General features: G+C 38.6%; 33 protein-coding genes. 23 read left to right on the top strand and 10 right to left on the bottom strand.

Annotated features, from left to right (window positions below; all coding sequences use genetic code 11):
• Positions 1 to 135: 135 nt before the first annotated feature.
• Genes ACWPWS_RS08235 through ACWPWS_RS08225 form a run of 3 tightly spaced genes read left to right on the top strand, consistent with a single transcriptional unit; the run spans position 136 to position 2,393 of the window.
• Positions 136 to 837: a multiubiquitin domain-containing protein gene (locus tag ACWPWS_RS08235; protein WP_454046181.1), complete on the top strand. Its 702-nt coding sequence runs from the start codon at positions 136 to 138 to the stop codon at positions 835 to 837.
• A complete protein-coding gene (locus ACWPWS_RS08230; protein ID WP_434394062.1) occupies positions 812 to 1,990 on the top strand; it encodes a ThiF family adenylyltransferase in 1,179 nt (392 codons plus the stop codon). Before ACWPWS_RS08235 ends, ACWPWS_RS08230 begins: the two co-directional genes overlap by 26 nt.
• Entirely contained in the window at positions 1,977 to 2,393 is a 417-nt protein-coding gene (locus ACWPWS_RS08225; protein ID WP_434394063.1) for a DUF6527 family protein, read from the top strand. Before ACWPWS_RS08230 ends, ACWPWS_RS08225 begins: the two co-directional genes overlap by 14 nt.
• A gap of 86 nt (positions 2,394 to 2,479) precedes the next feature.
• On the opposite strand, the gene ACWPWS_RS08220 is transcribed toward ACWPWS_RS08225, so the two are convergent.
• Positions 2,480 to 3,616, bottom strand: a complete 1,137-nt coding sequence (locus tag ACWPWS_RS08220; protein ID WP_191180535.1) for a DUF3800 domain-containing protein — start codon at positions 3,614 to 3,616, stop codon at positions 2,480 to 2,482.
• A gap of 181 nt (positions 3,617 to 3,797) precedes the next feature.
• On the opposite strand from ACWPWS_RS08220, the gene ACWPWS_RS08215 reads away from it, so the two are divergent.
• The 20 genes from ACWPWS_RS08215 to ACWPWS_RS08120 all read left to right on the top strand — a co-directional run bounded on the left by ACWPWS_RS08215 (position 3,798) and on the right by ACWPWS_RS08120 (position 18,343).
• A complete protein-coding gene (locus tag ACWPWS_RS08215) occupies positions 3,798 to 4,103 on the top strand; it encodes a DUF4134 domain-containing protein (protein WP_086949882.1) in 306 nt (101 codons plus the stop codon).
• A gap of 11 nt (positions 4,104 to 4,114) precedes the next feature.
• Positions 4,115 to 4,444, top strand: a complete 330-nt coding sequence (locus ACWPWS_RS08210; RefSeq protein ID WP_434394064.1) for a DUF4133 domain-containing protein — start codon at positions 4,115 to 4,117, stop codon at positions 4,442 to 4,444.
• Positions 4,441 to 6,945 carry a TraG family conjugative transposon ATPase gene (locus ACWPWS_RS08205; protein ID WP_434394065.1) on the top strand — a complete coding sequence of 835 codons (2,505 nt, stop codon included), beginning with the start codon at positions 4,441 to 4,443 and terminating at the stop codon, positions 6,943 to 6,945. The genes ACWPWS_RS08210 and ACWPWS_RS08205 overlap by 4 nt, the downstream gene beginning before the upstream one ends.
• A gap of 29 nt (positions 6,946 to 6,974) precedes the next feature.
• Positions 6,975 to 7,607 (top strand): DUF4141 domain-containing protein, encoded by a 633-nt coding sequence (locus ACWPWS_RS08200; protein WP_434394066.1) that lies wholly within the window; start codon positions 6,975 to 6,977, stop codon positions 7,605 to 7,607.
• Position 7,608: 1 nt separating this feature from the next.
• Positions 7,609 to 8,604: a conjugative transposon protein TraJ gene (gene traJ / locus ACWPWS_RS08195; RefSeq protein WP_191180539.1), complete on the top strand. Its 996-nt coding sequence runs from the start codon at positions 7,609 to 7,611 to the stop codon at positions 8,602 to 8,604.
• 20 nt (positions 8,605 to 8,624) lie between these two features.
• Positions 8,625 to 9,248, top strand: coding sequence for a conjugative transposon protein TraK (gene traK, locus ACWPWS_RS08190; protein ID WP_191180540.1), 624 nt, complete (start codon positions 8,625 to 8,627; stop codon positions 9,246 to 9,248).
• An 11-nt stretch (positions 9,249 to 9,259) separates the two neighbouring features.
• Entirely contained in the window at positions 9,260 to 9,688 is a 429-nt protein-coding gene (locus ACWPWS_RS08185) for a hypothetical protein (protein WP_191180541.1), read from the top strand.
• Positions 9,689 to 9,701: 13 nt separating this feature from the next.
• Positions 9,702 to 9,989: a nitrogen regulatory IIA protein gene (locus ACWPWS_RS08180; RefSeq protein ID WP_191180542.1), complete on the top strand. Its 288-nt coding sequence runs from the start codon at positions 9,702 to 9,704 to the stop codon at positions 9,987 to 9,989.
• Positions 9,976 to 11,322 (top strand): conjugative transposon protein TraM, encoded by a 1,347-nt coding sequence (gene traM / locus ACWPWS_RS08175; protein ID WP_434394067.1) that lies wholly within the window; start codon positions 9,976 to 9,978, stop codon positions 11,320 to 11,322. The genes ACWPWS_RS08180 and traM overlap by 14 nt, the downstream gene beginning before the upstream one ends.
• 24 nt (positions 11,323 to 11,346) lie before the next feature.
• On the top strand, positions 11,347 to 12,246 hold the full coding sequence (gene traN, locus ACWPWS_RS08170) for a conjugative transposon protein TraN (RefSeq protein ID WP_191180544.1): 900 nt from the start codon (positions 11,347 to 11,349) through the stop codon (positions 12,244 to 12,246).
• A gap of 20 nt (positions 12,247 to 12,266) precedes the next feature.
• Positions 12,267 to 12,827 carry a conjugal transfer protein TraO gene (locus tag ACWPWS_RS08165; RefSeq protein WP_191180545.1) on the top strand — a complete coding sequence of 187 codons (561 nt, stop codon included), beginning with the start codon at positions 12,267 to 12,269 and terminating at the stop codon, positions 12,825 to 12,827.
• A gap of 11 nt (positions 12,828 to 12,838) precedes the next feature.
• Complete coding sequence (locus ACWPWS_RS08160) at positions 12,839 to 13,288, top strand: DUF3872 domain-containing protein (RefSeq protein ID WP_191180546.1); 450 nt, start codon at positions 12,839 to 12,841, stop codon at positions 13,286 to 13,288.
• 137 nt (positions 13,289 to 13,425) lie between these two features.
• Complete coding sequence (locus ACWPWS_RS08155) at positions 13,426 to 13,698, top strand: molybdenum ABC transporter permease (RefSeq protein ID WP_191180547.1); 273 nt, start codon at positions 13,426 to 13,428, stop codon at positions 13,696 to 13,698.
• 209 nt (positions 13,699 to 13,907) lie between these two features.
• On the top strand, positions 13,908 to 14,213 hold the full coding sequence (locus tag ACWPWS_RS08150; RefSeq protein ID WP_454046180.1) for a hypothetical protein: 306 nt from the start codon (positions 13,908 to 13,910) through the stop codon (positions 14,211 to 14,213).
• A 399-nt stretch (positions 14,214 to 14,612) separates the two neighbouring features.
• On the top strand, positions 14,613 to 14,918 hold the full coding sequence (locus ACWPWS_RS08145) for a hypothetical protein (protein WP_454046179.1): 306 nt from the start codon (positions 14,613 to 14,615) through the stop codon (positions 14,916 to 14,918).
• Positions 14,919 to 15,636: 718 nt separating this feature from the next.
• Positions 15,637 to 15,987: a hypothetical protein gene (locus ACWPWS_RS08140; RefSeq protein ID WP_454046178.1), complete on the top strand. Its 351-nt coding sequence runs from the start codon at positions 15,637 to 15,639 to the stop codon at positions 15,985 to 15,987.
• Between the two features lie 280 nt (positions 15,988 to 16,267).
• Entirely contained in the window at positions 16,268 to 16,795 is a 528-nt protein-coding gene (locus tag ACWPWS_RS08135) for an HNH endonuclease (RefSeq protein WP_454046177.1), read from the top strand.
• A gap of 300 nt (positions 16,796 to 17,095) precedes the next feature.
• A complete protein-coding gene (locus tag ACWPWS_RS08130; protein WP_434394071.1) occupies positions 17,096 to 17,407 on the top strand; it encodes a helix-turn-helix domain-containing protein in 312 nt (103 codons plus the stop codon).
• Positions 17,388 to 17,687, top strand: coding sequence for a helix-turn-helix domain-containing protein (locus ACWPWS_RS08125; protein ID WP_191180550.1), 300 nt, complete (start codon positions 17,388 to 17,390; stop codon positions 17,685 to 17,687). Before ACWPWS_RS08130 ends, ACWPWS_RS08125 begins: the two co-directional genes overlap by 20 nt.
• A 272-nt stretch (positions 17,688 to 17,959) precedes the next feature.
• A complete protein-coding gene (locus ACWPWS_RS08120; protein WP_191180551.1) occupies positions 17,960 to 18,343 on the top strand; it encodes a response regulator transcription factor in 384 nt (127 codons plus the stop codon).
• A 2-nt stretch (positions 18,344 to 18,345) separates the two neighbouring features.
• Here ACWPWS_RS08120 and ACWPWS_RS08115 read toward each other — a convergent pair whose 3' ends face one another.
• From ACWPWS_RS08115 to ACWPWS_RS08075, 9 genes are all read right to left on the bottom strand, one after another.
• A complete protein-coding gene (locus tag ACWPWS_RS08115; protein WP_191180552.1) occupies positions 18,346 to 19,197 on the bottom strand; it encodes a pPIWI-associating nuclease domain-containing protein in 852 nt (283 codons plus the stop codon).
• Between the two features lie 321 nt (positions 19,198 to 19,518).
• On the bottom strand, positions 19,519 to 20,325 hold the full coding sequence (locus ACWPWS_RS08110; protein WP_191180553.1) for a PRTRC system ThiF family protein: 807 nt from the start codon (positions 20,323 to 20,325) through the stop codon (positions 19,519 to 19,521).
• Positions 20,325 to 21,047 (bottom strand): PRTRC system protein B, encoded by a 723-nt coding sequence (locus ACWPWS_RS08105; RefSeq protein ID WP_191180554.1) that lies wholly within the window; start codon positions 21,045 to 21,047, stop codon positions 20,325 to 20,327. Before ACWPWS_RS08105 ends, ACWPWS_RS08110 begins: the two co-directional genes overlap by 1 nt.
• Positions 21,044 to 22,207 carry a hypothetical protein gene (locus tag ACWPWS_RS08100; RefSeq protein WP_434394072.1) on the bottom strand — a complete coding sequence of 388 codons (1,164 nt, stop codon included), beginning with the start codon at positions 22,205 to 22,207 and terminating at the stop codon, positions 21,044 to 21,046. Before ACWPWS_RS08100 ends, ACWPWS_RS08105 begins: the two co-directional genes overlap by 4 nt.
• Positions 22,208 to 22,224: 17 nt before the next feature.
• A complete protein-coding gene (locus ACWPWS_RS08095; protein ID WP_002978317.1) occupies positions 22,225 to 22,443 on the bottom strand; it encodes a PRTRC system protein C in 219 nt (72 codons plus the stop codon).
• 17 nt (positions 22,444 to 22,460) lie between these two features.
• Positions 22,461 to 23,066 (bottom strand): PRTRC system protein E, encoded by a 606-nt coding sequence (locus ACWPWS_RS08090; RefSeq protein ID WP_191180556.1) that lies wholly within the window; start codon positions 23,064 to 23,066, stop codon positions 22,461 to 22,463.
• On the bottom strand, positions 23,063 to 23,272 hold the full coding sequence (locus ACWPWS_RS08085; RefSeq protein WP_112376282.1) for a hypothetical protein: 210 nt from the start codon (positions 23,270 to 23,272) through the stop codon (positions 23,063 to 23,065). The genes ACWPWS_RS08090 and ACWPWS_RS08085 overlap by 4 nt, the downstream gene beginning before the upstream one ends.
• Positions 23,273 to 23,317: 45 nt before the next feature.
• A complete protein-coding gene (locus ACWPWS_RS08080) occupies positions 23,318 to 24,391 on the bottom strand; it encodes a DUF932 domain-containing protein (RefSeq protein ID WP_191180557.1) in 1,074 nt (357 codons plus the stop codon).
• A 43-nt stretch (positions 24,392 to 24,434) separates the two neighbouring features.
• Positions 24,435 to 24,812 (bottom strand): single-stranded DNA-binding protein, encoded by a 378-nt coding sequence (locus ACWPWS_RS08075; RefSeq protein ID WP_191180558.1) that lies wholly within the window; start codon positions 24,810 to 24,812, stop codon positions 24,435 to 24,437.
• Positions 24,813 to 25,194: the final 382 nt, after the last annotated feature.

Genomic DNA, 25,194 nt, shown 5'->3' with positions numbered 1-25,194 from the left:
GTAGTGGGGCTTGGTATTAATAGTATAAAATTTCAATTGCATCAGAATTAAACTATCGCAGGGTACGCCCTATTTATTGCCGAAATGATAAGCAATAAGCAATTAAATATTAATTAATATCAATTTAAATTCAAGATGAATTCAAATAAACATGAAGGGGAATCGCATTCCCAAAATCCAAAAGTACCTCTAACATTTGTAATAGAAGGTAAAGAGTATGAAGCCTTTGACCAGTACAAAACAGGCGCAGAATTAAAACAGCTTGCTGGGATACCTTTAGATACCGAGTTGTTTTTGTCAATTAGCAAACCTTATCAGGATGAGCTTATTGAAAATGAGAAACAAGTTAACTTGGCTCGACCTGAAACCGAGTATTTCTTTGTAAAGAAAAAGCTTCAGTTCTTCATTAATGACAAGCCCTTTATCTGGTATAAGCAATACATCAGAGGTGCTCAAATCAGAGAACTGGGTAATATACTTGTTGAAGATGATATCTTCCTTGACATCAAGGTAGGTTGGCAAGACGATCAAATATTAGATGATGAAGTCATTGATTTAGCTCGTCCGGGTAAAGAGAAGTTTTTCTCTAAGCCTAGACCAACGGAGTTTACAATCATTGTGAATGCTCGTCCACATATTTGGAAAGAAGCACATATCTCTTTTGAGCAGTTGGTTGTGTTGGCTTTCGGATCATACGATAATAACCCAAACAAGGGTTATACGGTTACTTATAGCAGAGGTTGGGAACCAAAACCGGAAGGCACTATGGTTAAAGGTTCGATTGTTCGTGTAAAAAATAAAATGATCTTCGATGTCACAGCAACTGATAAATCATAGTCCTGACCTTAAACGTCTAAGAGACGAAGGTTATGAGATCGAGGTACGTGGTGGATATTTACTTATCCACCATATACCCTTTGTGGATCAAAACAATCAAATCCAATATGGAATATTGGTAACTACGCTTACATTAAGTTGTAATGAACGAACGGGAACTCCAGATAACCATGTTATACATTTTATTGGGGATAACCCCTGTGAAATTGATGGTACAGTCATTACAGCAATCCAGCATAGTAATACTACTTCTGTACTAAACCATCAGGTTACGGTAAATAGATCTTTTTCAAATAAGCCTGCTTCCGGATATCCGAACTACTATGAAAAAGTCAAGAGGTACGCAGACATCATTTCCGCACCTGCGAAATATCTGGACCCTTCAGTTACGGAAAAGACTTTTAAGGTCATACCAGACAGTGCTAATGAAACAGTATTTGAATACATTGATACCAATTCCAGCCGCGCAAACATCGAAATGATTAATGCAAAGTTAGAAAGGCAGAAAATAGCAATTATTGGGCTGGGCGGTACTGGAGCATATATTTTGGATTTGGTAGCTAAAACTCCGGTAAAAGAAATCCATATATACGATGGGGACACCTTTGACCAGCACAATGCTTTCCGTTCTCCCGGTGCAGCGTCAATGAATGATTTGTACGAAAACCCGAGAAAGGTATCTTATTATCAAAAGTTGTATTCAAACATGCGCAAGTATATCCATGGGCATGACTACTATGTAAAGAAAGAGAACTTACAAGAGTTGGATCAAATGGATTATGTATTTGTATGTGTAGACAAGAATGCCGTAAGGAAGATAATAACGGATTATTTGGTAAGTGTAGATGTCGCTTTTTCCGATGTAGGTCTAGGGGTTAATGTAGTTGATGATAAACTTACAGGTGCTGTAAGGGTTACTTCTGCTTCTCGTGACAAAAATGATCATCTGCCCCTCCGCATTTTTTCGGAAGACTCTGATAATAATGAATACGCTACCAACATTCAGATAGCTGAACTGAATGCATTAAATGCTGTTTTTGCTATCCTGAAATGGAAGAAGTTATCTGGAATTTATGTTGATCTGGAAAATGAACATCACAGCTCATATTCCATTAGTGTGTCTAAAATTTTCAATGAGGATGTTACACCATAAATTTGTTGAGTTCATTCCTGAAAAGGTTGAGGAAGGCGTTTTGTATGTCTCAATAGAATACTGTACTGCAATACACAAATGTGTATGCGGATGCGGTAATGAAGTGGTGACCCCGTTATCTCCGACAGATTGGAAACTGACTTTTAATGGTAAAGCAGTTACGCTTCACCCCTCTATAGGCAATTGGAATTTTGAATGTCAGTCCCACTACTGGATAAGGAACAATAAAATTGAGTTTGCTGGTCGTTGGACAGAAAGAGAAATCCACTTAGGTAGAGAAAATGATCTAAAACATAAAGAAGAATATTTTGAAATGCCAGATATTGCAAAAGAAGAATCTGTTGTTCAAGAAATCCCTAAACTTACTATTTGGCAGAAAATCTCCAAACTCTTTCGATTGTAGAACTTTAATTTTATCTCTATAAAGCCGAGGGTAATTCTTCGGCTTTATTTATATAATTGTCTTTAGGTTATCTGATACTAATTAGGTTATTTTCCAGCAATAATCTCGCACAACTCTCCAAATTTCATTACCTCTTCGTAACTATCTGTTGCGTGTAGAAAGGCGGGGTTTTTCTGGTCTGATTTATTAATAATATCAATAAATAACTTCATGTTTTCTAATTGTAAAGCTGAGAAAGAGTCGATATCCGCTTTAATTTCCTCCATATTGTGTGTATTCCTGTAATTGGTGTATTTACCCATGAAACCAACAAAAACATCAGATAGTTGTGTCAATTGGCTATCCTGAGAATCAACAAAAGAATAGTTTTTAAACTCTACTCCTTTATCTAGCATTCTATACCCGTTCAAAGCTTCTCGGATGGAATCCTCATTATCGAATATATGAGTTGAATTCTTGAAAGTGTAAATGGGTCTAAGATAAAAATGTGTCAGATCTGCCAGCAGAATATAATCTTTTTCATCCATAACAAAAGCTAGTTCGCCTTTCTTTTTAGACTCTTTCAATATCTGTCGTAACGATTCCAACCCAAAATGAAATTCAGGTAACTGAAGATATGCTTCAAAAAGATTACTCAATGCTTCAATGAAATCACCAATTTTCTCAGGTTTAACATTAGGATATTCGAAAGTATAAAAGAGTTGAATAACGGCATCTATTTCAAGACGACACAGTTTATAGAGGTCGTTCTTTAGTCGGTTGTCAAATCCAGGGCCTAATCTCATAGCCACATCAGAGTTCATGATAGCAGAATCTACAATGTCCACAATCGACCAATAGAGAATATTAAGACTTGAATAATGCACATAAAGATCACTATCCTTTAAAAAGTGCAAGAACAGGTTTAACTTCTGGGATTTGAGGCAATCAAGAAAATCCCCGAATGCTATATGTTTGAATTTAACTTCCTTAGCTGTTTTTTGCAATTTAAAGCTATCTATCAATGGCTGTACGTCTGGTACTTCTCCCTGATGTAGAAGTCCACCCAAAACGAAGTTTGCTGTAAATGTATAATTGAAATCATTTTCTCTTACATAGAATGTTTTGATGTTATTGGTTTCATCATAATAGAATATGTACGGTGTCGCAAAATCTACCCTTGGATTCAATAATCGGGCAAATTGATTAGCATCTTCTATTTCTGCTATTTCAAAATCTATCATAGTATTAACTTATTAAAAATAATAAGTGACTAAGTTATAAAAAATCCCCCTTAGACCGCCACCCACCGCCAAACAATTCCTTTGACTGCCACTTTGTTATCACGCCCTGATTTCTGAAACACCTTTGTCTCGAAAGCCCGCAAGGTGCGGGAAAACAGTAACAAATTAATGTGTTTCAATTATGGAAAAACAGAGAAAAAAAGTTTTGCTGGCAGCAATGGCAATGCTGTCAGGAATTGGTGCGTTCGCACAGGGAAACGGTTCGGCAGGTATCAACGAGGCTACCCAAATGGTAACAAGCTATTTCGACCCCGCAACCCAACTAATCTACGCCATCGGTGCGGTGGTTGGGCTCATCGGAGGCGTTAAGGTGTACAACAAATTCAGTTCAGGCGATCCCGACACATCGAAAACTGCGGCGAGCTGGTTCGGTGCGTGTATCTTCTTAATCGTGGCGGCTACCATCCTGCGTTCATTCTTCCTTTAATCCTTTGCTTTATGAACAGTTATAACATAAACAAAGGCATTGGCAGGACAGTGGAATTTAAAGGGTTGAAAGCACAATACCTGTTCATTTTCGCAGGTGGGCTGCTCGGTACGCTTATCCTCGTGATGATACTGTATATGGCAGGCGTAAACTCTTACATCTGCCTGTTCCTCGGAGCAGGCGGAGCTTCGCTCATTGTATGGCAAACCTTTTCACTGAATAGGAAATATGGAGAACACGGATTGATGAAGATAGCGGCCAATAAAAGGCATCCGCGCTACATCATCTGCCGCAAGCCTGTACGCTATTTAAAATCCACTTCTAAACAGAATGCCGTATGAGAAATGTAGCAAAGACCACCACATTGGAAAGCAAGTTTCCTTTGCTGGCAGTAGAAAACAACTGCATTCTTTCAAAAGATGCAGACATTACCGCCTGCTTTGAGGTTCGTTTACCAGAACTGTTTACGGTAGCTTCTGCGGAATATGAAGCCATTCATTCTGCCTGGCATAAAGCTATCAAGACTTTACCGGATTTTACAGTCGTTCACAAACAGGATTGGTACATTAAAGAAAGCTACGCTCCCGATTTGGCGAAGGAAGACCAAAGTTTTTTGGCTAAATCCTACCAACGCCATTTTAATGAGCGACCGTTCTTAAATCACTACTGCTACCTTTTCCTAACCAAGACTACTAAGGAAAGAATGCGTATGCAAAGCAACTTCAGCTCGCTTTGCAAAGGTTCATTGATACCAAAGGAAATCAGGAACAAGGAAACGATACATCGCTTTATGGAAGCGGTAGCACAATTTGAGCGTATCGTAAACGATAGCGGTTTCATAACCCTGAAACGCCTTACCGAAGATGACATCATCGGAACAGAAGAAACGCAGGGATTACTGGAACAATACCTAACTCTATCAAGGGATGCCGGAGCACCGATGCAGGACATCGCTCTCGGAACGGAAGAAGTCCGTATCGGGAACAAAAGGTTGAGCTTGCACACCTTGTCCGATACGGACGATTTACCCGGAACGGTATCGGCTGATACCCGTTTTGAAAAACTATCCACCGACCGCAGCGACTGCCGTTTGTCGTTCGCCGCACCTGTGGGTTTGCTGTTAAGCTGCAATCACATTTACAATCAGTATTTGTTTTTGGATAACAGCGAAGACAACCTGCAAAAGTTTGAAAAGTCCGCAAGGAATATGCACTCACTGGCAAGGTACAGCCGTGCCAACCAAATCAACAAAGAATGGATAGAAAAGTATCTGAACGAAGCCCACAGCTTCGGGCTATCCTCCATCCGTGCACACTTCAACATTATGGCGTGGTCGGAAGATCCGGCAGAACTGAAACAGCTAAAGAATGATTGCGGTAGTGCGTTGGCACTGATGGAATGCAAACCACGCCACAACACTACGGATGTAGCCACATTGTATTGGGCAGGAATGCCTGGCAATGCAGGCGATTTTCCGAGTGAGGAAAGTTTTTACACTTTTATTGAACCTGCTTTGTGTTTATTCACAGAAGAAACCAATTACCACAATTCGCCATCGCCATTTGGCATCAAGATGGCCGACCGTTTGACCGGAAAACCTATCCATTTAGATATTTCGGATTTACCGATGAAGCGTGGAATTATCACGAACAGGAACAAGTTTATACTTGGTCCATCGGGAAGTGGTAAATCGTTCTTTACAAACCATATGGTACGGCAGTATTACGAGCAGGGAGCTCACGTATTGCTTGTAGATACAGGTAATTCGTATCAGGGACTATGTGAACTCATTAAAGGAAAAACCAAAGGCGAAGACGGTGTTTACTTTACTTATACGGAAGACAACCCGATCGCCTTTAATCCATTTTATACTGATGATGGTGTGTTTGACATTGAAAAGAGAGAAAGTGTCAAGACTTTGATACTGACACTCTGGAAACGTGATGATGAACCGCCAACCCGTTCGGAAGAGGTTGCCCTTTCCAATGCCGTAAGCGGATATATCGAACGCATTAAAGCGGACGATGTTTATCCATCTTTCAATGGCTTCTATGAATATGTGAAGGGCGATTACCGCAAGGTACTCGAAGAAAAACAGGTACGGGAAAAAGACTTTGACATCGCCAATTTCCTGAATGTTCTCGAACCCTACTACAAGGGTGGCGAATATGATTACCTGTTGAACTCTGATAAGCAATTAGACCTGCTTTCCAAACGCTTTATCGTGTTTGAAATTGATGCGATTAAAGACCATAAAATCCTGTTTCCCATAGTCACAATTATCATTATGGAGGTCTTTATTAACAAGATGCGAAGGCTCAAAGGTATCCGCAAACTCATCCTGATTGAAGAAGCGTGGAAAGCGATAGCGAAAGAGGGAATGGCAGAATACATCAAGTATTTGTTTAAGACCGTCCGCAAATTTTTCGGAGAAGCGATTGTCGTAACGCAAGAGGTCGATGATATTATCCAGTCGCCCATTGTGAAAGAAAGTATCATCAACAATTCCGATTGTAAAATCCTATTAGACCAACGCAAGTATATGAACAAATTCGATGACATACAGGCGATGTTAGGGCTTACGGATAAAGAGAAAGGGCAAGTACTTTCCATCAATATGAACAACGATGCAAGCCGTCTGTACAAAGAGGTTTGGATTGGCTTAGGTGGTACGCACTCGGCAGTATATGCCACCGAAGTTAGTTTGGAAGAATACCTTGCTTACACCACTGAAGAAACCGAAAAAATGGAAGTGATGCAGCTTGCTGCTGAACTCGACGGCAATGTAGAACTCGCCATTAAGCATATCGCAATGCAAAGGCGGGACAAAGTAAATCAATAGTCAATTAACAATTTAAAAATTCAGAAACAATGAAAAAAGTATTGTATCTGGTGTGTACGGCACTAATGCTCGCCGTAGCACCGTCAGCGAAAGCTCAATTTGTAGTAACTGACCCTGCAAATCTGGCTTCAGGAATTATCAACAGTGCGAACGAAATCATACAGACTTCTTCCACCGTGAGCAATGTCGTAAAGAACTTCAACGAAGTGAAGAAAGTGTACGATCAGGGCAAGGAATATTACGATAAGCTGAAAGCTATCAACAACCTTGTGAAAGATGCCCGTAAAGTACAGCAAACGGTTTTGTTGGTGGGCGATGTGTCCGAAATATATGTGCAAAACTTTGGAAAAATGATGAACGACCCAAATTTCACACCACAGGAATTGGTTGCTATCGGTAATGGTTATTCGGCACTACTCAATGAAAGTACCGAGCTTTTGAAAGAGTTAAAGCAGATTATAACATCATCAAGTCTCTCGCTGAACGACAAAGAACGTATGGATGTAATTGATCGTGTGTACAAAGAGGTAAAGGATTACCACAGCCTTGTACGCTACTACACCAATAAGAACATTTCTGTAAGCTACCTAAGAGCGAAAAAGAAAAACGATGCCAAAAGAGTGCTTGAACTCTACGGAACCTCTAACCAAAAATACTGGTAAAATGGAATGGGATAATCTTCACGAACTCCTGCGTTCGCTTTACGACGATATGATGCCGCTTGCAGGCGATATGGCGGCAGTAGCTAAAGGTTTAGCGGGATTGGGAGCGTTGTTCTATGTAGCATTAAAGGTTTGGCAGGCTTTAAGCCGAGCAGAACCTATTGATGTGTTCCCGTTGTTGCGTCCCTTCGCTTTGGGGCTTTGTATAATGTTCTTCCCAACTATCGTGTTGGGAACCATTAATGCAGTATTAAGTCCGGTGGTTAGAGGAACCCACACCATACTCGAAGACCAAGTACTTGACCTGAACAAGCTGCAACAGCAGAAAGACCAATTGGAATATGAAGCAATGGTCAGAAATCCAGAAACCGCCTATATGGCATCAGACGAAGAGTTTGATAAAAAACTGGATGAATTGGGCTGGTCGCCATCGGACGTTGGTACAATGGCGGGAATGTATATGGACAGACAAGCCTACAAGATAGAGAAAGCCATAAAGGATTGGTTTCGCAATTTACTGGAAATACTCTTTCAGGCGGCGGCTTTGGTTATTGATACCATACGAACATTTTTCCTGATAGTCCTTTCCATACTCGGACCAATAGCTTTTGCTATTTCCGTTTGGGAGGGATTTCAGTCCACACTCACACAGTGGATTACCAGGTATGTCAGCGTATATCTCTGGCTTCCTGTTTCGGATTTGTTCAGCTCGATGCTGGCAAGAATACAATCCCTCATACTGGAAAGGGATATAGCAATGCTTGCCGATCCGACCTACATACCTGATACGAGCAATACAGTGTACATCATATTTATGATTATCGGCATCATCGGGTACTTCACAATTCCTACAGTGACAGGTTGGGTAATCCAAGCCGGAGGCGCAGGAAACTTTACCCGCAACGTGAACCAAGCTGCAATGAAAACAGGGAACATCGCCGGAGCAGGTGCAGGTTCCACAGTTGGAAACATCGGCGGCAAACTGATGAATAAATAAACAATTAATCATTCTAAAAAATGGAATTTAAAACTCTAAGAAATATCGAAAACAGCTTTAGGCAGATAAGATTATATGCCATTGTGTTTGCGGTTCTCTGCATTGGCGTGGTAGGATATGCCGTATGGCAGTCCTACCACTTTGCAGAAGAACAACGCCAAAAAATCTATGTATTGGATAACGGCAAATCTTTGATGCTTGCCTTGTCGCAAGATGCGAGCATCAACCGACCTGTGGAAGCAAGGGAACACGTCAGACGTTTTCACGAGCTTTTTTTTACACTCGCTCCGGATAAAAATGCTATCGAAAGCAATATGAGGAGGGCATTTAACCTTGCGGATAAAAGTGCTTTTGACTATTACAAAGACTTATCTGAAAAGGGTTATTACAACAGAATTATTTCAGGTAATGTTCAGCAACGCATCGAAGTCGATAGTGTCGTGTGCAATTTCGACACCCATCCTTATGCGGTGCGCACCTATGCCAAACAATTTATTATCCGTTCGAGTAATGTAACCAGGCGTAACCTGATTACTTCCTGCTATCTCGTGAACTCCGTCCGTTCCGACAATAACCCGCAAGGCTTTAACATTGAAAAATTTGCAGTGGTTGAAAACAGGGATATTGAAGTCATCGAACGCTAAAAAACAATCTTATGGAAACATTATCAGATTTAAACACGTTTGCGAAAATCCTTACCGACAAAGGATATAACGGCTATTTCCATACGCAGGGTGCGTATGCCGGAAGGTTGAAAGACACCATCAGCGATTACATCGAAAGCTGCCAAAAAGGTACAGACAGTTTACCCAAACAAGATTTATTGCTGACAGGCTATCTGCAATGGTCGGGCGATGACAAGCCCCGTGTCGAATGTAGTATGTGGGTAAAATACCTGAACGGGAAATTCTCTCTCAATAAAATGGAGGTGGCAAGGAAAGACCAATTTGGGCAACTGCTGAAAAAATCGGAACTGACAAACCTGTCTGTAATATCTGCACCCAAAGCGGCTGAGGTAGTCGCTTTGGTCAATGATGAACTAAAACAAAAGGCAGGTAAAAGCCCTAAGCGTTTCAAGCTCTAAAACAGAAAACGGTATGAAAAAATTAAGAGCAATTATGGACAGATATTTTGACAAGCTGGACGAACGCTGGCGGGCATTGTCCCTACGCAAACAGTACCAATATACGCTGTACTTCTTTGTAGGTTACCTGCTGCTTACCATGGCGGTGATTGGCAAAGTAATGTATGATACCTCAAAATCCGGTAACGATATAATCATTGAGCATATCGAAAACCCTGTCCTCAAAAAAAGTGAAAGCCCTGCAAGATTACAGGACACATTATCAACAATTCTAAAAAATAAGATTTATGAAAGAAAATGAGAACAAAAAATCGGTTGTTCGGGTAACGGAAGGGAACCCGACAGCAACCGCTGATGTGCTGCAAGACGGCACACAGAATAATAAGGAGAAGCTCAAAAAGCCCCTAATCTTTGGTTTGATGGCGATTGTATTCGTGGGTTGTATGTACCTCATATTTAAACCGTCCGAAGATAAAAAAGCGATTGAAAACATCGGGCTGAACGATGCAGTACCAGAAGCTACGGGAGCCGGAATGCCTGCCGACAAAGGCAAGGCGTATGAGCAGGAAATGCTGGAAAGCAAAGACCAGGAAAAGCGTAATGCTTTAACTACGCTTTCTGATTATTGGAATACCGAAGACAAAGAAGAGCCAGTTGATGAACAACTTCCTGAAGAAGACCAAAGCAACAGCTATGGCGGCGGCAGAAATTCGGGCAGGAACGGTAATCCGGCAGTAAACAGTTACCGTAATGCGCAAAGCACATTAGGTTCTTTTTATCAGGACAACAATTCGGAAACAATGGAACTCCGCAGGCAATTGGACGAAATGAAAGAAAAGCTGGCTGAAAAAGATGTGCCACCCGTTGCTACCGTAGATGACCAACTTAAACTAATGGAGAAATCCTATGAAATGGCAGCAAAGTATCTTCCGAAAAATACGAATACCGAAAATGTAACACCTGCTAATGGTGCTGTTCCGGATGCTTTTAGTGCTGCTGGCACTAACCAAAAAGAGCATTTTGTATCGTTTACGCCTGCAAGAAAGAATGCCGTATCAGCCCTGTACCGTGAGCCTACGGACAGTGCTTTTTTAGCCGATTGGAGCCAAACAAAGAACCGAGGTTTTTATACCGCCGGTTCTGTTGAGCAGGTGATACAACCGAAAAACAGTATCAAAGCCTGTGTACACGATGCTCAAACAGTAGTTGGCGAAACGGGTGTGCGTTTACGATTGTTAGAGCCTGCCCAAACACCACAACATACCATTCCAAAAGGAACGATTGTAACGGCTAATGCAAAATTTCAAGGTGGGAGATTACAACTAAAAATTACCTCGATAGAAATGGAGGGCAATATCATCCCGGTAGATATAACCATTTACGATTTGGACGGGCAGCAAGGCTTGTATGTTCCGTATTCACCCGAAATGAATGCCCTTACCGAAATGGCAGGCAATATGAGCCAGACAGGTGGAACGAGCGTAATGCTCACACAGAATGCCGGACAACAGGTTGCCGCAGATTTAAGCAAAGGAGTGGTACAGGGAATTTCGGGCTATTTCGCCAAAAAGGTAAGAACCCCAAAAGTTACGCTGAAAGCAGAACATCAGGTTTTTCTTGTACCTAAAAAATAATGTTGAACTCAAATAAATAAAATAATGAAAAATCATTTTAAAACCTTTTGGGCAATCGCCCTGATACTCGGCCTTGCCGTACAATCTTATGCACAGGACAGTACAAAGGCAAAAACTCCGCTTGCGTTGGGCAAGATAGAACCGTATAAAATGGAAGTTACCTATGATAAGACTTCACACCTGATTTTCCCGACCGCTATCCGTTACGTGGATTTGGGAAGCGAATACCTGATTGCAGGGAAAGCGGAAGATGCGGAAAACGTGTTGCGTGTAAAAGCAACGGTAAGGGATTTTGAAGCTGAAACCAATTTTTCTGTGATTACTAATGACGGACGTTTTTACAGTTTCAATGTGTATTACAGTTCCTATCCCGAAGTGTTGAGCTATGACCTACTTACAATGCAAAAAGCAGTTGATAAAGCTAACGGAAACGATGTGCTTTTTGAGGAATTGGGCAACAATTCGCCATCATTGGCGGGTTTGCTTTTGGAAACCATTTACAAAAAAGACAAACGCATTGTAAAACATATCGGGGCTAAGAGTTTCGGTATACAGTTTATTCTTAAAGGCATTTACATACATAACGGCAAATACTATTTCCATACGGAATTGAGAAACCGTACCAATGTGCCGTTTCAGATTGATTTTATCAATTTCAAAGTAGTGGATAAAAAGATAGCCAAACGTACCGTAGTACAGGAACGCCCGCTGATACCGTTACGCACTTACAAGCCATTGGAGGAGATTGGCGGTAAATCGACCGAACAAAACGTGTTCCTGTTAGATCAATTTACGATTGCCGATGACAAAGTACTGCTGATTGAGATTTTCGAAAAAAACGGGGGCAGGCATCAGACACTCCAGATAGAAAATTCCGATTTAATCAAGGCTCGTTTGGTTAATGATATGCACCTGAAATTTTAATAACCTTTTAAAGCAATTTTATGAAAAAGTATATCTATACCGTGATGCTCATCTTTATGGCCATCACTGCTACACAGGCACAAAGAATGCTTCCAAAACAGAAAGGATTGGAAATAAGTGCAGGCGTATTATCCGATGATAAAATCGGTAATGATTATTACCTCAACATCGGAATGACCGTGAACGGAAAAAATGGAAATTACCAGCTTTGGGCGTTGGAATACACACACCAATACCACGATTATAAAGACCTCCGTATACAGCAGGAAACTTATACTGCCGAGGGTGGTTACAGCTTCTTCCTTCTGGGTGATGTTCGTAAGAATATCACACTGAACTTCGGGATAACAGGCGTAGTCGGTTATGAAAGTATCAATCGTGGCGAAACAATGTTATATGACGGAGCAAAGATTTTGAGCGAGGATAATTTTATATACGGAGCAGGTGGTCGCCTCACTTTTGAAACGTACCTGTCAGACCGTTTTGTGTTAGTCCTGCAAGGGCGTACAAAGGTTTTATGGGGTACGGATTTACAACAGTTCCGACCGTCTGCAGGTGTGGGATTAAGGTTTAATTTTTAAAACTTAAAACAATGATAGGAATATTCAATAAATTCAGAATAGGATTACTGCCGATATATGTAATGCTGGCAATCCTCACAGCTTCGGTTTCTTTGGTATCTTGTAGCAAAGATGATGAACTCGAAATACAGAACGATTTCCCTTTCGAGGTAAACGTGATGCCTGTTCCAAAAGATGTAGCCAACGGGCAAACGGTTGAAATACGCATTACCATACAGCGTAAAGGCAATTACAGCAACACGCAGTATTTTTTCCGTTACTTTCAGTTTGACGGACAAGGAACGTTGCAATACTACGATGAACCGCCATATCTGCCGAACGATTTATACCCTTTACCGACAGAGCAGTTTAGATTGTACTATACGTCAACATCTGCCGTATCACAATCCTTTGAGGTTTGGATTTCGGACAGCTTCGGAAACGAAAAGCAATTGAGCTTTCAGTTTAACAGTAGTGATTAAAAGTAGTATGTCAGTTCATAAAAACGGCTTATCTGATTGGTAAGCCGTTTTATATTTAAAGCAATATGATTAGGAGTATTTTACTGGCTCATCAATATTTCTTAAATTCATAGTTGTGAAATTAAAAATGTGAGGATATGGTTGCATCATTGGTTATTGGGATAATATTTGTGTTTGCAGGCTTGGGACTTCGTTATTGGATCAACCGGAGAAAGTTTTACAGGCGTGGTCCAATGGGAGCTGAGGGCTTTTCGTCCTATGAAAAGTCGGTTGCCATTAAATTTATTGAAAAGGTTGGTAAATGGATAGCTTATGCCCTGATAATATTTGGACTTTTGTCGCTTTGGGTTTATTCTCGTGAGAAAAAAGAAATGGAAAAGCAGAAGGCAGCAGTGGAAAGTATTCGGTAGAACAATAATTGAAACTCATCAAACAGCAATTATTCAAATTTATATAGTAGATGGTATAGATATTACGAGTTTTCGGTAAAAATATAAAGCTAATTGAGCAAATCTAGCACTTTTATAGTACAAGAATGATTAATTAAACCTTTATGATCTCACTGTAGAGGAAAAAATAATGTAATTTAGATCACTAATAATTACAATTATGGTACAGAATGAGTAACAAAGAAAACTTCAAAATTATAGCTATTAATGTTGGTAAAATGCTACCAACCAAAGACACTCGTAAAAATTCTTTATTGACTTTAGATGCTTCAAAAAATTTAAAAAAAAATCAAATTTACCAATTCCGAAATGAGTATCAATTTCGGAAAAATGACTTTTCAGAGGTAGAATACATACCTAAAACCGATGTCAATTTATATGAACTTAAAACCTCAATAAATAATATTCCAATTAACATTAATGCTGTTGTAGGTGGAAACGGTTCAGGTAAAAGTACTTTAATAGAATTACTATAATGGGCAAATTACAATATTGGAAGTATTCTAAATTTATTAGAAGATGAGAACCGCAGAAAACGGAAACCTTTTAAATTTTAGATTTTGAACTTTTGTATTCTGTTGATTTGAATACTCTAATAAATGTTGTTTTTAAAGAAGGTAATGTTTATCAACAAACCTATAAACGAAAAAACAATAAGTTTGTCGCGAATGTGTCAAAGCAAGAGATTAAAAGCATTGATGACTTACAACAGTTCTTTTATACGATAGTTGTTAATTACTCTCACTTTGCTTTGAATTCTTTAGAAATTGGAGATTGGATTAATCCTTTATTTCACAAAACGACGGATATCAGACACCTATTGTATTAAATCCAATGCGAACCGATGGTATTATTGACATCAATAAAGAAAATATTTGCTCACAAGAAGATTATTAGCCAATCTTCTTGAACCTATAACCGAAGGACAAGAAGAAAACAGTTTACGCAATATTGTAAACAATAAAATTGCATCTGCTTTGGAACTGTCATACAATCCTAATCCTAATCCTAATGCAACCCTAGAAGAGCCCATAGATTCAACAGTAAGAGAAAAATTAATTGAAGCCTTTCAGCAACATTTTGGATTTAAAATAACAGAACAACAACTTAATAATGATTTATTTGTGAATGTTACACTTTCGTACATTCATAAGAAGCTCATTAAAAATGGCTTTTTCTGATTATAAAATATTCAAAAGATATAGAGAACCGAAAGAAAGAAATATAAAAAATATAAATGCGTATATCAGAAGAATAAAAGAAAGCGACAGTCACGCCGTTTTCAAAGTAAAAGGAGCTATTCTTTACTTAAAATATTATGGACTTTGTTACCGAATCTCGATTTTAAAAACCTTTCAGTTTAGAAATTGATGGATTGTCAAAAAAGATACAGGAGATACAGAAAAAGATCATTTATGGTGAATACCTTTATGATGGCACCTCCTTCTTTTTTCTATATTAACATAGTCCCAAAAGATGGTTCTTCATTTGGTTCTTTAAGTTCTGGAGAAAAACAAAAAACACATAGTATTAGTTCTATTGTATATCATCTTATTAACTCAATTCTGTTGAACAGCTAAAGGAAGAAAAAGCAGAAGAGTCCGAAAAAATAATTCATTACAACTATATCAACATCATATTAGACGAAATAGAACTTTATTATCACCCTGAATGGCAAAGGACATATATTGCTGATCTATTAGATTATATTGGTAAAATTAATCCTGAAAATTTAAAACACATTAAAGGATTAAACATAACTTTTTTAACGCACTCACCATATATTTTATCAGACATTCCGAATGCTTTTGTTTTGAAATTAATCAAAGGAGAGCCTTATATGAAGGCAACGAAACCTTTGGAGCAAATGTGCACGACCTCTTAGCAAATGACTTTTTTATGCAAAAGGGGTTTATGGGGGAATGGGCAAAAAGTCAAATAAAATTGGTTATTGAAAGTCTCACATTGAAGATTAATAATAAAAAGATAGAATCACTCAACGGTCTATTAAATGAAGAGACCGAAAAAAATAAAATTGCTATAATAAAAGGCGAGATTAAATCTATTGAAATTGAAAATTCTAGATACAAAGAGATAGATCAAAGTCAATGCTCTTCTATTATATCAATAGTTGGTGAACCTGTTTTGTATAATAGTTTAATGGAACTTTACAGTCAAGCATTTCCAAATGATGAAACCAATTTCATTCAATCACAAATTGACAAGCTAACTAAACTATTAAACAAATAATCATGATTTCGTTACATATAAATAAAAGCAAAAAGTGTTCAAGAATTTTTAAAGTAGAAATAGAAGAACAAAGAAGTTCTGCACTGCAAAAACTTCAAGGCAATTAACGCAAACATATTTGATCAAGCTGAACAAACTTACCTTAACAACATCATTACTCAATTTCAAGATATTTCATTTTTAACAAAAAGCCCTTTAGAAATAGAAGTTATCAAAGGAATAGTTGGGCCATTACCTACAAATTCCCGTTTTTGAGACGGTTAATGGAGTACTCAAGCCCATGAAAAAACAACTAACTCATTTTATTCAAAATGCCCTTAACTATACAAATTGCCGAGATAAATTTTATCCAAAATATTTTAGGAAGATTGGAATAAAATCTTGTGTTTATTGTAATTCTCAATTAACTGTTGTTATCACAAAAAAGAACAACGAAATTGACGCAAGACTCGAAGTTGACCACCACTATCCTAAAAGTGATTTTCCGTTTTTGAGCATTTCGTTATTTAATTTATATCCCTGTTGTGCTTCTTGTAACAAAAGAAAAAGTTCTACACCAATCAATTTTTTTCTTTATACAGATATCACATCAAAACTATCAAAATCTGATTATAACTTTAAAATCACTAAGTCTTCCGAATGTGATTATTTAGTGACGAAAGATGCTGAAAGTATTGAAATTCTATTTAATGATGTCTCTACAACAGTAGCTGGTCATCAATCGCTACAAAATATGTTCAGTATAAAAGAAATTCACGATACTCAAGGATATTATAGCAGAATTGATTGTCAAGAACCAAATTTTTAATGAGAGTTTCAAAGATATTCTTCAAAAGAGCTTTTCAAAATTATCATTAAGTCAAAATGATTTTGATAGAGTAATTGTAGGTAATTATACCAAAGAAAAAGATATCCATAAAAGACCATTTAGCAAAATGACAATGGACATTGCTAAACAATTGGGGCTGATTAAATAAAACGCATTGTAAACAAAATTGAATCCTATTTTTAAGCCAAACACTTCCTTTCAAAGCCAATCAATACCACAACTCCCAACACTGCATTAAGCCTCTTTAATTTAGACTTCCACGGAAAAAACAAGCAAACTATGGAAGTTATCGCAATACAAAAATCCGCATTGGACGGAATGAAAAATGATTTGAAGGAACTTTTGAAAATGACCGAAAACGCAACGAAAAAATACACACCGATTTTCAAAGAAGAAAAGTGGCTCGATAACCAGGAAGTGTGTTTGATGATGAACATTACCAAACGGACCTTGCAAACCTACAAGGACAAAGGCTTATTACCTTATTCCAAACTGAACCGCAAGAATTATTACAAACTTTCGGACATACAGGCTTTGCTCGAAGCCGGACAGCCGTACAATACTACTGAAAATGGATTTATTGACGAATGAAAATGAAGAAATCATTACTCATCAGGAAATGATAATGAAGTTAAGAGGCCGCATTGAAGAAATATTGAAAAACTATCGTCCTGTAATGAATGGAGAGATTTACTTATCGGGCGAAGATCTGTGCCGGTTATTGCATATCAGCAAACGGACTTTACAGCAGTACCGTGATGATAATATATTGCCATTTATACAGATTGGCGGAAAGATCATCTACAAGGAAAGTGATATCCTGACTATCTTGGAACAGAATTATATAGTCAATAAAACAGGCTTACGGTAACCTTTTGTATCTTATATCTGTTCAAAAAGGAATGAGTTTAGTATATTTGCTATATAAAATATAGAATCTTAAAGTGTTTTTACTTTAAGTCCCACATTGAAAACTGGTAATTTTTAGACAACGGGACGATAAGGAAGAACGCTCATGCCATAGGCGTGGGCGCTCGCTTATTCGTTGTCGGGTATACCAGTACCTCAATGTGCGGTAAGTGTAGTTGCCTGCGCTTTCTTTTTTGTGCAGGAAACTCCATTAACTCAAAATCTGACAATATTATGGAAACTGGTACAGCACAACAAAAAATCACTCTCGCATTTATCAACGACAAAAGCCCTATTTTAAATGGTATCTGCCAAGACCTTGTCGCTTCAGGAACTGAAGTCTTATTTCGTTCGGAAAGCATTGAAGATGGACTATCGCAATTGTTTTCATTGAATGAACTTCCCTATGTTTGCATTATTGACCTTGATTTTTACGACAAGAATGTGCTGACACAGCTTCAAGAATTGAGGACAAAATATCCAACCATAAAACTGATTGCCCATAGTGATATTGATGATGAGAAAGTAGGAAAGGCAATTTTAAATATAGGGTTTTCAAGTTATCTTCTTGTTGGTAGTGATACTATGGATTTTAAGAAATTGATTTTCAACGCTTAAGACTATATTTCATCTTCATCATCTCCATACCAGCTTGAAGTATCTACATCGTAATCATCAACCTCAAACTTAGTGGATGGAAAATCATCATCGATTTGATAGCGTATCTTCGTTTCAAAAGGAAATGTTTCTGGCAAGTCTAATCCATCACCTTCACGTCTTTCTCTATTAGATCCATATTCAAGAATCACATGTAAATCTCCAAAGACTTCCACTACAATTTCATATTCATTAATTTCTGAAATATGATATTCTGACACCTCACTATATTCCAATGAATGATGAGGTGCGAGCCGATCAACATTCTCAAAAAAATTAGTTACAACGGATGATATCATATGCTCTTCAATATGTCCATCAAGGAATTGTTTAAGATCTTCACGATAGTTCTCAATTGTTTCTACTAAAGCAATGAAGGAGTTAAGTACATCTTGGCTCATACGCTCAACTTCAGAATCGCTAATATCGAACACCTCAGGATTAATATGAGTGTACTTGCTTAAAGTATTGATTGTTTCTTTTACCTCCTTTATCATGTCTTTAAGTTCGTCAACATCAAATCCCCAGCTATCTAATAAAGCGTCTTCTATTCCACCTTGAACTGCGTATTTAATCCTTTGGTTTCTTGTAGGCTTTCCGTCAGTAGTTTCGGGACTAAACCAAACACAATTTTTCACACGTTCTTCAGGTGCAAGGTTATATAAAAAATGTCGTGATAACTCCCTTATAGAGTATGCAAAATTATTAAAGCGAAGTTTGTTTGTTCGATCATTTAGGCTAGCAAGTGAAGCTTCAAATAAATCCTGTTCAAATTGATTTAATAATAATTGCTTTATTTTTTCTGCTTTTTCCATATTGTCTATTTTATTTAGGATATAGTCAAATTTAAAAAATAATATGGCGCAATTTTTAATGTGACGATCAAATCTAATCATGCGACGTTCTTTTGCTTCTTTTCTTTGGTCGCTGTGTGAAAAGAAAAGAAGTCAGTGCTAAATACAACAAATGGGATACTAAATATCCCAAGCAAAAACTCGCAACCTGTTTGGTAAAATGTAAGGAAAGGGAATTGTGTAGTGGTGCATTTTGACAAGGGGGTTGCACCTATTCTAAATGCAAAAATGCGTTTCCGACCAAAGTGAGGAATTGCATTTTTGCCCGCCCGATTTTTCGGGTCAGGCGACTTTTATCGGGTGGGTACGGAAATCTTTCAGATTATGAAAAAATCCCTTGTATTCGGTCATTCCTCTGCGGAATAAGTTCCACAGCAAAGAACAACCCATTTGTGTCAATGAGGAATTGATAAACAAGTCCTGGTATTCCAATGCTTCGGCAAGGGAGCAACTTGGCGTGTTGTCTTCTTGTTCGGATTGCTTCAGCAATTCGCCAAATTCATCGGTAACAAATGGCAGGCTTGCCACCATTTGGTATTTCTCGGAATTGGGTTGCTTTATCTCTCCGATAGTAGATAGTAGCACTTGTCCTGTATCTTGGCTGTTGCCAAAATCCAACCAATACTTCGGCTCATCTTGGTAGTGTCTGCGGTAACTTATTTCTTTAAGAATTTCAGCAACGCCAAACCTCGCCTGTACATTGTCCACACAAGTAATGGTAATGATTGCCCTTGCTTGTTCGGGCAATCTGCCAAAATTGTCTTTTTCAAATTTTACCGTTTTGGCTTTCCAATTTGTACCTGCCCAACGGTTGCAACGATTGATTAAAGCAACGGATTTGTATAATCCTGTTTCACTTTCTGCAAAACGCTGTCTGCCCAAATTGGCACTCGTGATAACATCATCATCCCAAAGGCGGACTTGCAACCCTGCGTGTTCCAATGCTATCAAACTCTCATTTATTTCCATTAAGGCGGTCAATACTTTTGAGCCTGTACCACCTGCTCCGATGAGGTTTACCGAAATCGGGTTGGTAGGATTGAGTAAATAGTTGTCCGTAAAATGAACTGCTGTTTTTTCTGTATTCATCACAATATATTTTTAAGGGTTTTATTATTCTTTTTCAATACCTCTTTAGGAAAGGGTTTATCCGTATTGATAAGGTCTTTCCAAAGGGTTACAATATTTTTTTTCGTTAAGTTTTCGCATAATGAATGACTGAAATAAGAATTGAAAAAATAATGTTCCCACGCCTGTATAAATTCCTCAACCGAAGCCGAATTTTTAATGTCAATACTCACCGTACCCATACATACATTGCCCTTTTCGTAGATATTGAAAAAAGGTGCATAATGCAATAGCGTTTTCTCGGTGGGTCTTCTGTCATTTGCCAAAGCAAATACGGTAAGACTGCTTTTGCTCGCCAACCAAAGCATTGGCGGTACTTGTGCTTTTCCGTTGGGTATGCCCAAACTATCCACAAAATACAGTTTCCGTTGCTGTGCTTTGGTGTACCAAAGTACCGTACATTTTTCAGCATTCGGATTGATATGCAGGATATTTGTAGGCAATATTCCCTTCGGTTTTAAAAAGGCTTGGTTCTTTTCTTCATCGGTCTGTAAGGACTTTGCTAAAATATTGGCTTCTTTTACCGTTAGTGGGTGGGCATTGATAGGCATTCCGTTGCTGTCCATATCAAAATGCTCCACGTACAGATCGGTATTTGTGCCTATAGTTTCATAGAAAACCAAAGCGGATTTTGGGTGGTACAATGTGCCAAAATTTTCGGTGATATCGTTAACGTTGTTCATTTTTCTGTTGTTTTATAGTCGTCTAATATTGTGCAGAGGTCATCCAATAAGGCAAACAAGCGGTTCTCAAAATCGAGATTTGTTGTTGGTATTTCACTTCCGTCAAATCGCTTGGAAATGGTTGGTTCTTCCATTGCTCCGTACTCGTTAAATTCATTGTTGATGGTATCGGAAAGGCTTCCGTATAACCAACCTTTGGTATCTGCAATAAATGAAATGTACTTTTCCATTCCGATTGCTTCGTTTTCGTAATCATCATAAGGGTCTTGTTCGGACAATGGTGCGTTTCGGAAAATGCTTGCGTTCGGATATTCTGTAAAAAGGGCAAACGCATTGCAAGACACCTTATGGCATTCCCTGTCGAACATATCAACGCTTTTAAATCGGTTCAAACGCTGTTCAAATACCTTTAGATTGCTACGGTTAAATAGCTTTTGTTCTATTTTATCGCCAATGTATTCGGTATTTCTCAACTCACTTCTATATGTTTCTGTTTCGTCCGTTTCCTCGTCCTGTTCTACCCAATCGTTCATCATTTCGTACAGCCAATACAGATAACTTTCTTCCTGCCTGTAATACGGCACATCGGCAATATGGTACAGATAACTACATACTGATATTAAAAGCTGTGCAGTCTTTTTACGCTTCGGGTCTTTTAGCATCCGATAAAGTGGTGCTATAGGAATATAATAAAGGGTTGTACCTGTATTGTATCGTTCCTCACTTGTGAAGTAGATTTTCTTACTGTCCTGTACCAATTTGAAACTATCCCAATTGATATTGGTACGTTTTACTTTGGTTTCCATATCCCACATAGCCAATGTTATATTGTATGGAAACTCAAAATCCTTGGTCTGCATTGGTTCAATGCTGTAATGCTCGGCAAGTTTGGAAAGGGAATTGTAAAAATCCCTCTCCGTTTTCTGACAAGCCTGTACGGATTGTGCTGTTTTCAGTTTTGGCAGAAACGTACACTTTAGAATACCATTGGTAGCATTGCTATCGGTACGGATTTCTGCTTGTCTTTCTGCACTTGGTTTGCATCTTTTGGTCTTTGTAGCCAATTGGCGAACTCGCACAACTGTCGGTGCAATTGCCGTTGTCGTTTCTGTTCGGGTATGCTGATAGTTCCCGATATGATGTTGCGTTGCATAATTCATTGTTTTATAATTTTGGTTTAACCTTTCGTACCCATTACGCTCTCAAATTTGTATTCTACTGCATCATCTTTAATTTGCGGTGCAGATGCTTTTGCTGTTGTCAAAATCGGGTACATATTAGCGTAAAAATTCATTACGGCTTCCACGCTCCAACGTGGTTCGGGGTCGGTCAGTCTAATGTCCTGTCCTTTATCTTTGAGTATGAAAACTCGCTCTAATTGGGTTGCTAATAACATATTGCTCGTTTTAATTATTAATACTGTTCTTCTTCGTCCGCTTCATCAATAGGATAATCGCCAGTAACTGCTTCCTCTGGCGGTTCGGGTGTTGCTTCTTCCATTGCTCCGAAAAGGCTCGGTGTGGCAAACTTGTCGGATAATGATGTTTTGCGTTTTCGTATCTCGTCCGCTTTTTCGGGAAACTCTGTTATATCGGGTACTTTCATCCACGCTTCACGGAATTTGCCCTCTTTTTCGAGTTCGTCAGCCTTTGCCATAGCATCTTTAAACTTCTTGTCTTTGGCTTCCTGTTCTTTCTTCTGCCTGTCGGCTTTTTCTTTTTCTATTGCGGAATGCTTTTTAACTTCTTCCAATTGCTTTAGGAATTTTTCCATATCCACCATTAAGCCCGATACCTTTTGTATAGGTGTGGTTATCTGCTCAAAAAATCCCTCGTCAAATTCTTGGGGCGTGGCGTTAAATGTTAATGGGGGAATACCGTTTTTGGCACTATCTCCGCATTGTTCGTTATTGAGCAATACTGTTACAATTAGGTTGCTTTCTATTCCTTTTGAAATGTTCAGTTGTAAAACTCCTGTAAAGTCCAACTGCTGTATCTGATTGAAAAAATTTGTGTTCATCGTTCTGAAATTTTAATTGTTGAAGATTGCTTTTTGATTACTGTCAGTTTTTCGTACATATCTATCCAATAAGCTTTTTGTCTTTTGTCGAACTCAGAAAAACTTTTGTCTTCGTGGCGGTATTCTTTGTATTGCCTAGCCATTTTAATGGCTTCTTTAAGGTTTGTTATCTCAATGGGGCAACCGTTTAAATCTGTTACTTGCATAGCTTTATGAGGCTACCACCGTTTAAGGCGGTAGCCTGTTGTTAATTAATTAAGGTTTAGGATTTCTGCACCGTCTAAAGCAAAACCATTACACAATTCAAATGCTTTCTGTGATTTGAGTTGAGCAGTACCACCCAATACAATGCTTTGTAATTTGGCTTCGTCATTCTTGTAATTTCTCACGTTCTGATAGTAGCCTGTAACAGCATTATACGCTCCGAACAAAGTGCCTTTTGTTGTGTCCATTTGCTGTGTATCGCTTATCATTGCGTATGCAAATGCATCCTCAACGGTATTTTTGAACACTGTGGAAATTTCATCCATAGCACCTTTTTTTAGCAAATCAAAGGTTTCCTTATTCGGGCAAAGTGCCAATTGGATTAGCTTTTTAACCTCTTGGTCTGTTACCTTTACTTTTGCCCACTCATTAAAAATGCCCTCTAATTGGTTGCTCAATGTATTGGCAAGTCCCATAATCTTATGGGCATTCTCAATACGTTGTTTTGCTCCCGAAGTATGTTTGATACGGACTACATTGGTCATAGTGCGTAACGAAGCGTTTAAGGTGTTTTGGCAAACTATACGGATAGGAGTAAATGCGGCTGTGATACTTCCGCTACCATCGTGCGAAGTGGTTAGGAAAATGTACTTTTCCGTAACATCATCGCCATTACCTACACGGATATAGTCAGGCAATTTGGCTGTGATAAAAATACGTTCTCCGTTTCCTAATGCTCCTGCGGTTTCATAGAGAATACCCTCGCCACCGCCTACAATAGCATCAAAAAAATTAAAGGCTTCACGATTTTGTACTATGTGGTAATCCTTGCCAACTACTCCTAATACTGAATTGTTATCGGTACGTATGTTGGCAAAATAGTTGGGTACTTCCAATTCACTACTGCCTATCTCTATATCATTAGCAGTTTCGATAATGCCCGAACCTTTGGTAAACAGTGGGGATTTTACGACTTCGTAATCTAACCCTGCGTGCTTGATAGCTTCTTCGCTTGTCGGGTATTGCTCCACGATTTGCCCCAAACCGTGCCACGCTTTTTGTTGTACGCTAAAAAATGAATAACGTCCTGTTCTCTCGTTGAAATTGATATTATGTGCCATAATGCTTAAAATTTGATGTTAAAAAATGATTGAATACTCGTTGTTAAAATGGGAGGTCGTCTTCTGTCTTATTATTGTTTGTGCCTGTAGTAGCTTGTGCCGTTTCCGATTTTTTGCTACCTCCGTGTAATTTTATGTTTGATGTATGGAAATTTAGTCCTGCTCTTGGCTCTCCGTCATTGCCTGTCCACGCTCTTGTACTTACTCTTCCCGATAGTTCCACCAAAGTGCCTTTTGTAAGTAGCTTGGCTACATTTGGGGTTATCCAATAGGAGCAATCAAAATAGGTTGTTTGCTCTACACGCTCGCCTTGTTTGGTACGGTAGCTGTCGTTGGTCGCTACTGAAAAGTTTACTACTTGTTTGTCTTGTGACGTTGTGCGTACTTCCGCATCTCTTGTCAGTCTTCCTGTAATGTTCATGATTTCTACTTTTTTGCGTTATTAATTTTGTTCTGATTTAATTTTCCTTGATTTATTCGGCAATGAGAGGAGGTGCTGAAGTTTCGTTTCACTCTTTTGCCATTTCCAATGCTGTATTTTTTCATTTCTGACATTTTTTTTATTCGTCTAAAGAGCCGGAGTATGCTTTGTTTCGTTTCACGAGCATAAAAAGGTTAGTGTTTAGCAGGAACAAGGTTTTGTCAAAAAAATACGACCCGAATGGGTGGAGATTTTTTTGCAAACCAGGAGGGCACGACCTTGTTCCTGCGTTAAGAACACGGAAATACCTTTGCTCTTGAAATGGAACAAAACAGCATACCGGTTCTTGAATAAAAAATCATGTGGAAGCACGTGAAAAAGG

This window comes from Chryseobacterium sp. Marseille-Q8038 (genome assembly GCF_965111995.1).
Note: the sequence above shows the minus strand (reverse complement) of the source record. Positions and strands in the feature narration are given on the sequence as shown.

Bases quoted from the DNA above. Each gene is read 5' to 3' on its own strand.
- ACWPWS_RS08125 (WP_191180550.1), top strand. From the start codon at position 17,388: ATGGATTTATTGACGAATGAAAATGAAGAAATCATTACTCATCAGGAA.
- ACWPWS_RS08220 (WP_191180535.1), bottom strand. From the start codon at position 3,616: ATGATAGATTTTGAAATAGCAGAAATAGAAGATGCTAATCAATTTGCC.
- traM (WP_434394067.1), top strand. From the start codon at position 9,976: ATGAAAGAAAATGAGAACAAAAAATCGGTTGTTCGGGTAACGGAAGGG.
- ACWPWS_RS08150 (WP_454046180.1), top strand. From the start codon at position 13,908: ATGAGTAACAAAGAAAACTTCAAAATTATAGCTATTAATGTTGGTAAA.
- ACWPWS_RS08225 (WP_434394063.1), top strand. From the start codon at position 1,977: ATGTTACACCATAAATTTGTTGAGTTCATTCCTGAAAAGGTTGAGGAA.
- ACWPWS_RS08140 (WP_454046178.1), top strand. From the start codon at position 15,637: ATGCAAAAGGGGTTTATGGGGGAATGGGCAAAAAGTCAAATAAAATTG.
- ACWPWS_RS08085 (WP_112376282.1), bottom strand. From the start codon at position 23,272: ATGCAAGTAACAGATTTAAACGGTTGCCCCATTGAGATAACAAACCTT.
- ACWPWS_RS08100 (WP_434394072.1), bottom strand. From the start codon at position 22,207: ATGAATTATGCAACGCAACATCATATCGGGAACTATCAGCATACCCGA.
- ACWPWS_RS08130 (WP_434394071.1), top strand. From the start codon at position 17,096: ATGGAAGTTATCGCAATACAAAAATCCGCATTGGACGGAATGAAAAAT.
- ACWPWS_RS08110 (WP_191180553.1), bottom strand. From the start codon at position 20,325: ATGAATACAGAAAAAACAGCAGTTCATTTTACGGACAACTATTTACTC.
- ACWPWS_RS08155 (WP_191180547.1), top strand. From the start codon at position 13,426: ATGGTTGCATCATTGGTTATTGGGATAATATTTGTGTTTGCAGGCTTG.
- ACWPWS_RS08210 (WP_434394064.1), top strand. From the start codon at position 4,115: ATGAACAGTTATAACATAAACAAAGGCATTGGCAGGACAGTGGAATTT.
- ACWPWS_RS08075 (WP_191180558.1), bottom strand. From the start codon at position 24,812: ATGAACATTACAGGAAGACTGACAAGAGATGCGGAAGTACGCACAACG.
- traK (WP_191180540.1), top strand. From the start codon at position 8,625: ATGGAATTTAAAACTCTAAGAAATATCGAAAACAGCTTTAGGCAGATA.
- ACWPWS_RS08180 (WP_191180542.1), top strand. From the start codon at position 9,702: ATGAAAAAATTAAGAGCAATTATGGACAGATATTTTGACAAGCTGGAC.
- ACWPWS_RS08230 (WP_434394062.1), top strand. From the start codon at position 812: ATGTCACAGCAACTGATAAATCATAGTCCTGACCTTAAACGTCTAAGA.
- traJ (WP_191180539.1), top strand. From the start codon at position 7,609: ATGGAATGGGATAATCTTCACGAACTCCTGCGTTCGCTTTACGACGAT.
- ACWPWS_RS08205 (WP_434394065.1), top strand. From the start codon at position 4,441: ATGAGAAATGTAGCAAAGACCACCACATTGGAAAGCAAGTTTCCTTTG.
- ACWPWS_RS08115 (WP_191180552.1), bottom strand. From the start codon at position 19,197: ATGGAAAAAGCAGAAAAAATAAAGCAATTATTATTAAATCAATTTGAA.
- ACWPWS_RS08095 (WP_002978317.1), bottom strand. From the start codon at position 22,443: ATGTTATTAGCAACCCAATTAGAGCGAGTTTTCATACTCAAAGATAAA.
- ACWPWS_RS08120 (WP_191180551.1), top strand. From the start codon at position 17,960: ATGGAAACTGGTACAGCACAACAAAAAATCACTCTCGCATTTATCAAC.
- ACWPWS_RS08105 (WP_191180554.1), bottom strand. From the start codon at position 21,047: ATGAACAACGTTAACGATATCACCGAAAATTTTGGCACATTGTACCAC.
- ACWPWS_RS08215 (WP_086949882.1), top strand. From the start codon at position 3,798: ATGGAAAAACAGAGAAAAAAAGTTTTGCTGGCAGCAATGGCAATGCTG.
- ACWPWS_RS08200 (WP_434394066.1), top strand. From the start codon at position 6,975: ATGAAAAAAGTATTGTATCTGGTGTGTACGGCACTAATGCTCGCCGTA.
- ACWPWS_RS08160 (WP_191180546.1), top strand. From the start codon at position 12,839: ATGATAGGAATATTCAATAAATTCAGAATAGGATTACTGCCGATATAT.
- ACWPWS_RS08080 (WP_191180557.1), bottom strand. From the start codon at position 24,391: ATGGCACATAATATCAATTTCAACGAGAGAACAGGACGTTATTCATTT.
- ACWPWS_RS08185 (WP_191180541.1), top strand. From the start codon at position 9,260: ATGGAAACATTATCAGATTTAAACACGTTTGCGAAAATCCTTACCGAC.
- traN (WP_191180544.1), top strand. From the start codon at position 11,347: ATGAAAAATCATTTTAAAACCTTTTGGGCAATCGCCCTGATACTCGGC.
- ACWPWS_RS08165 (WP_191180545.1), top strand. From the start codon at position 12,267: ATGAAAAAGTATATCTATACCGTGATGCTCATCTTTATGGCCATCACT.
- ACWPWS_RS08235 (WP_454046181.1), top strand. From the start codon at position 136: ATGAATTCAAATAAACATGAAGGGGAATCGCATTCCCAAAATCCAAAA.
- ACWPWS_RS08090 (WP_191180556.1), bottom strand. From the start codon at position 23,066: ATGAACACAAATTTTTTCAATCAGATACAGCAGTTGGACTTTACAGGA.
- ACWPWS_RS08135 (WP_454046177.1), top strand. From the start codon at position 16,268: ATGAAAAAACAACTAACTCATTTTATTCAAAATGCCCTTAACTATACA.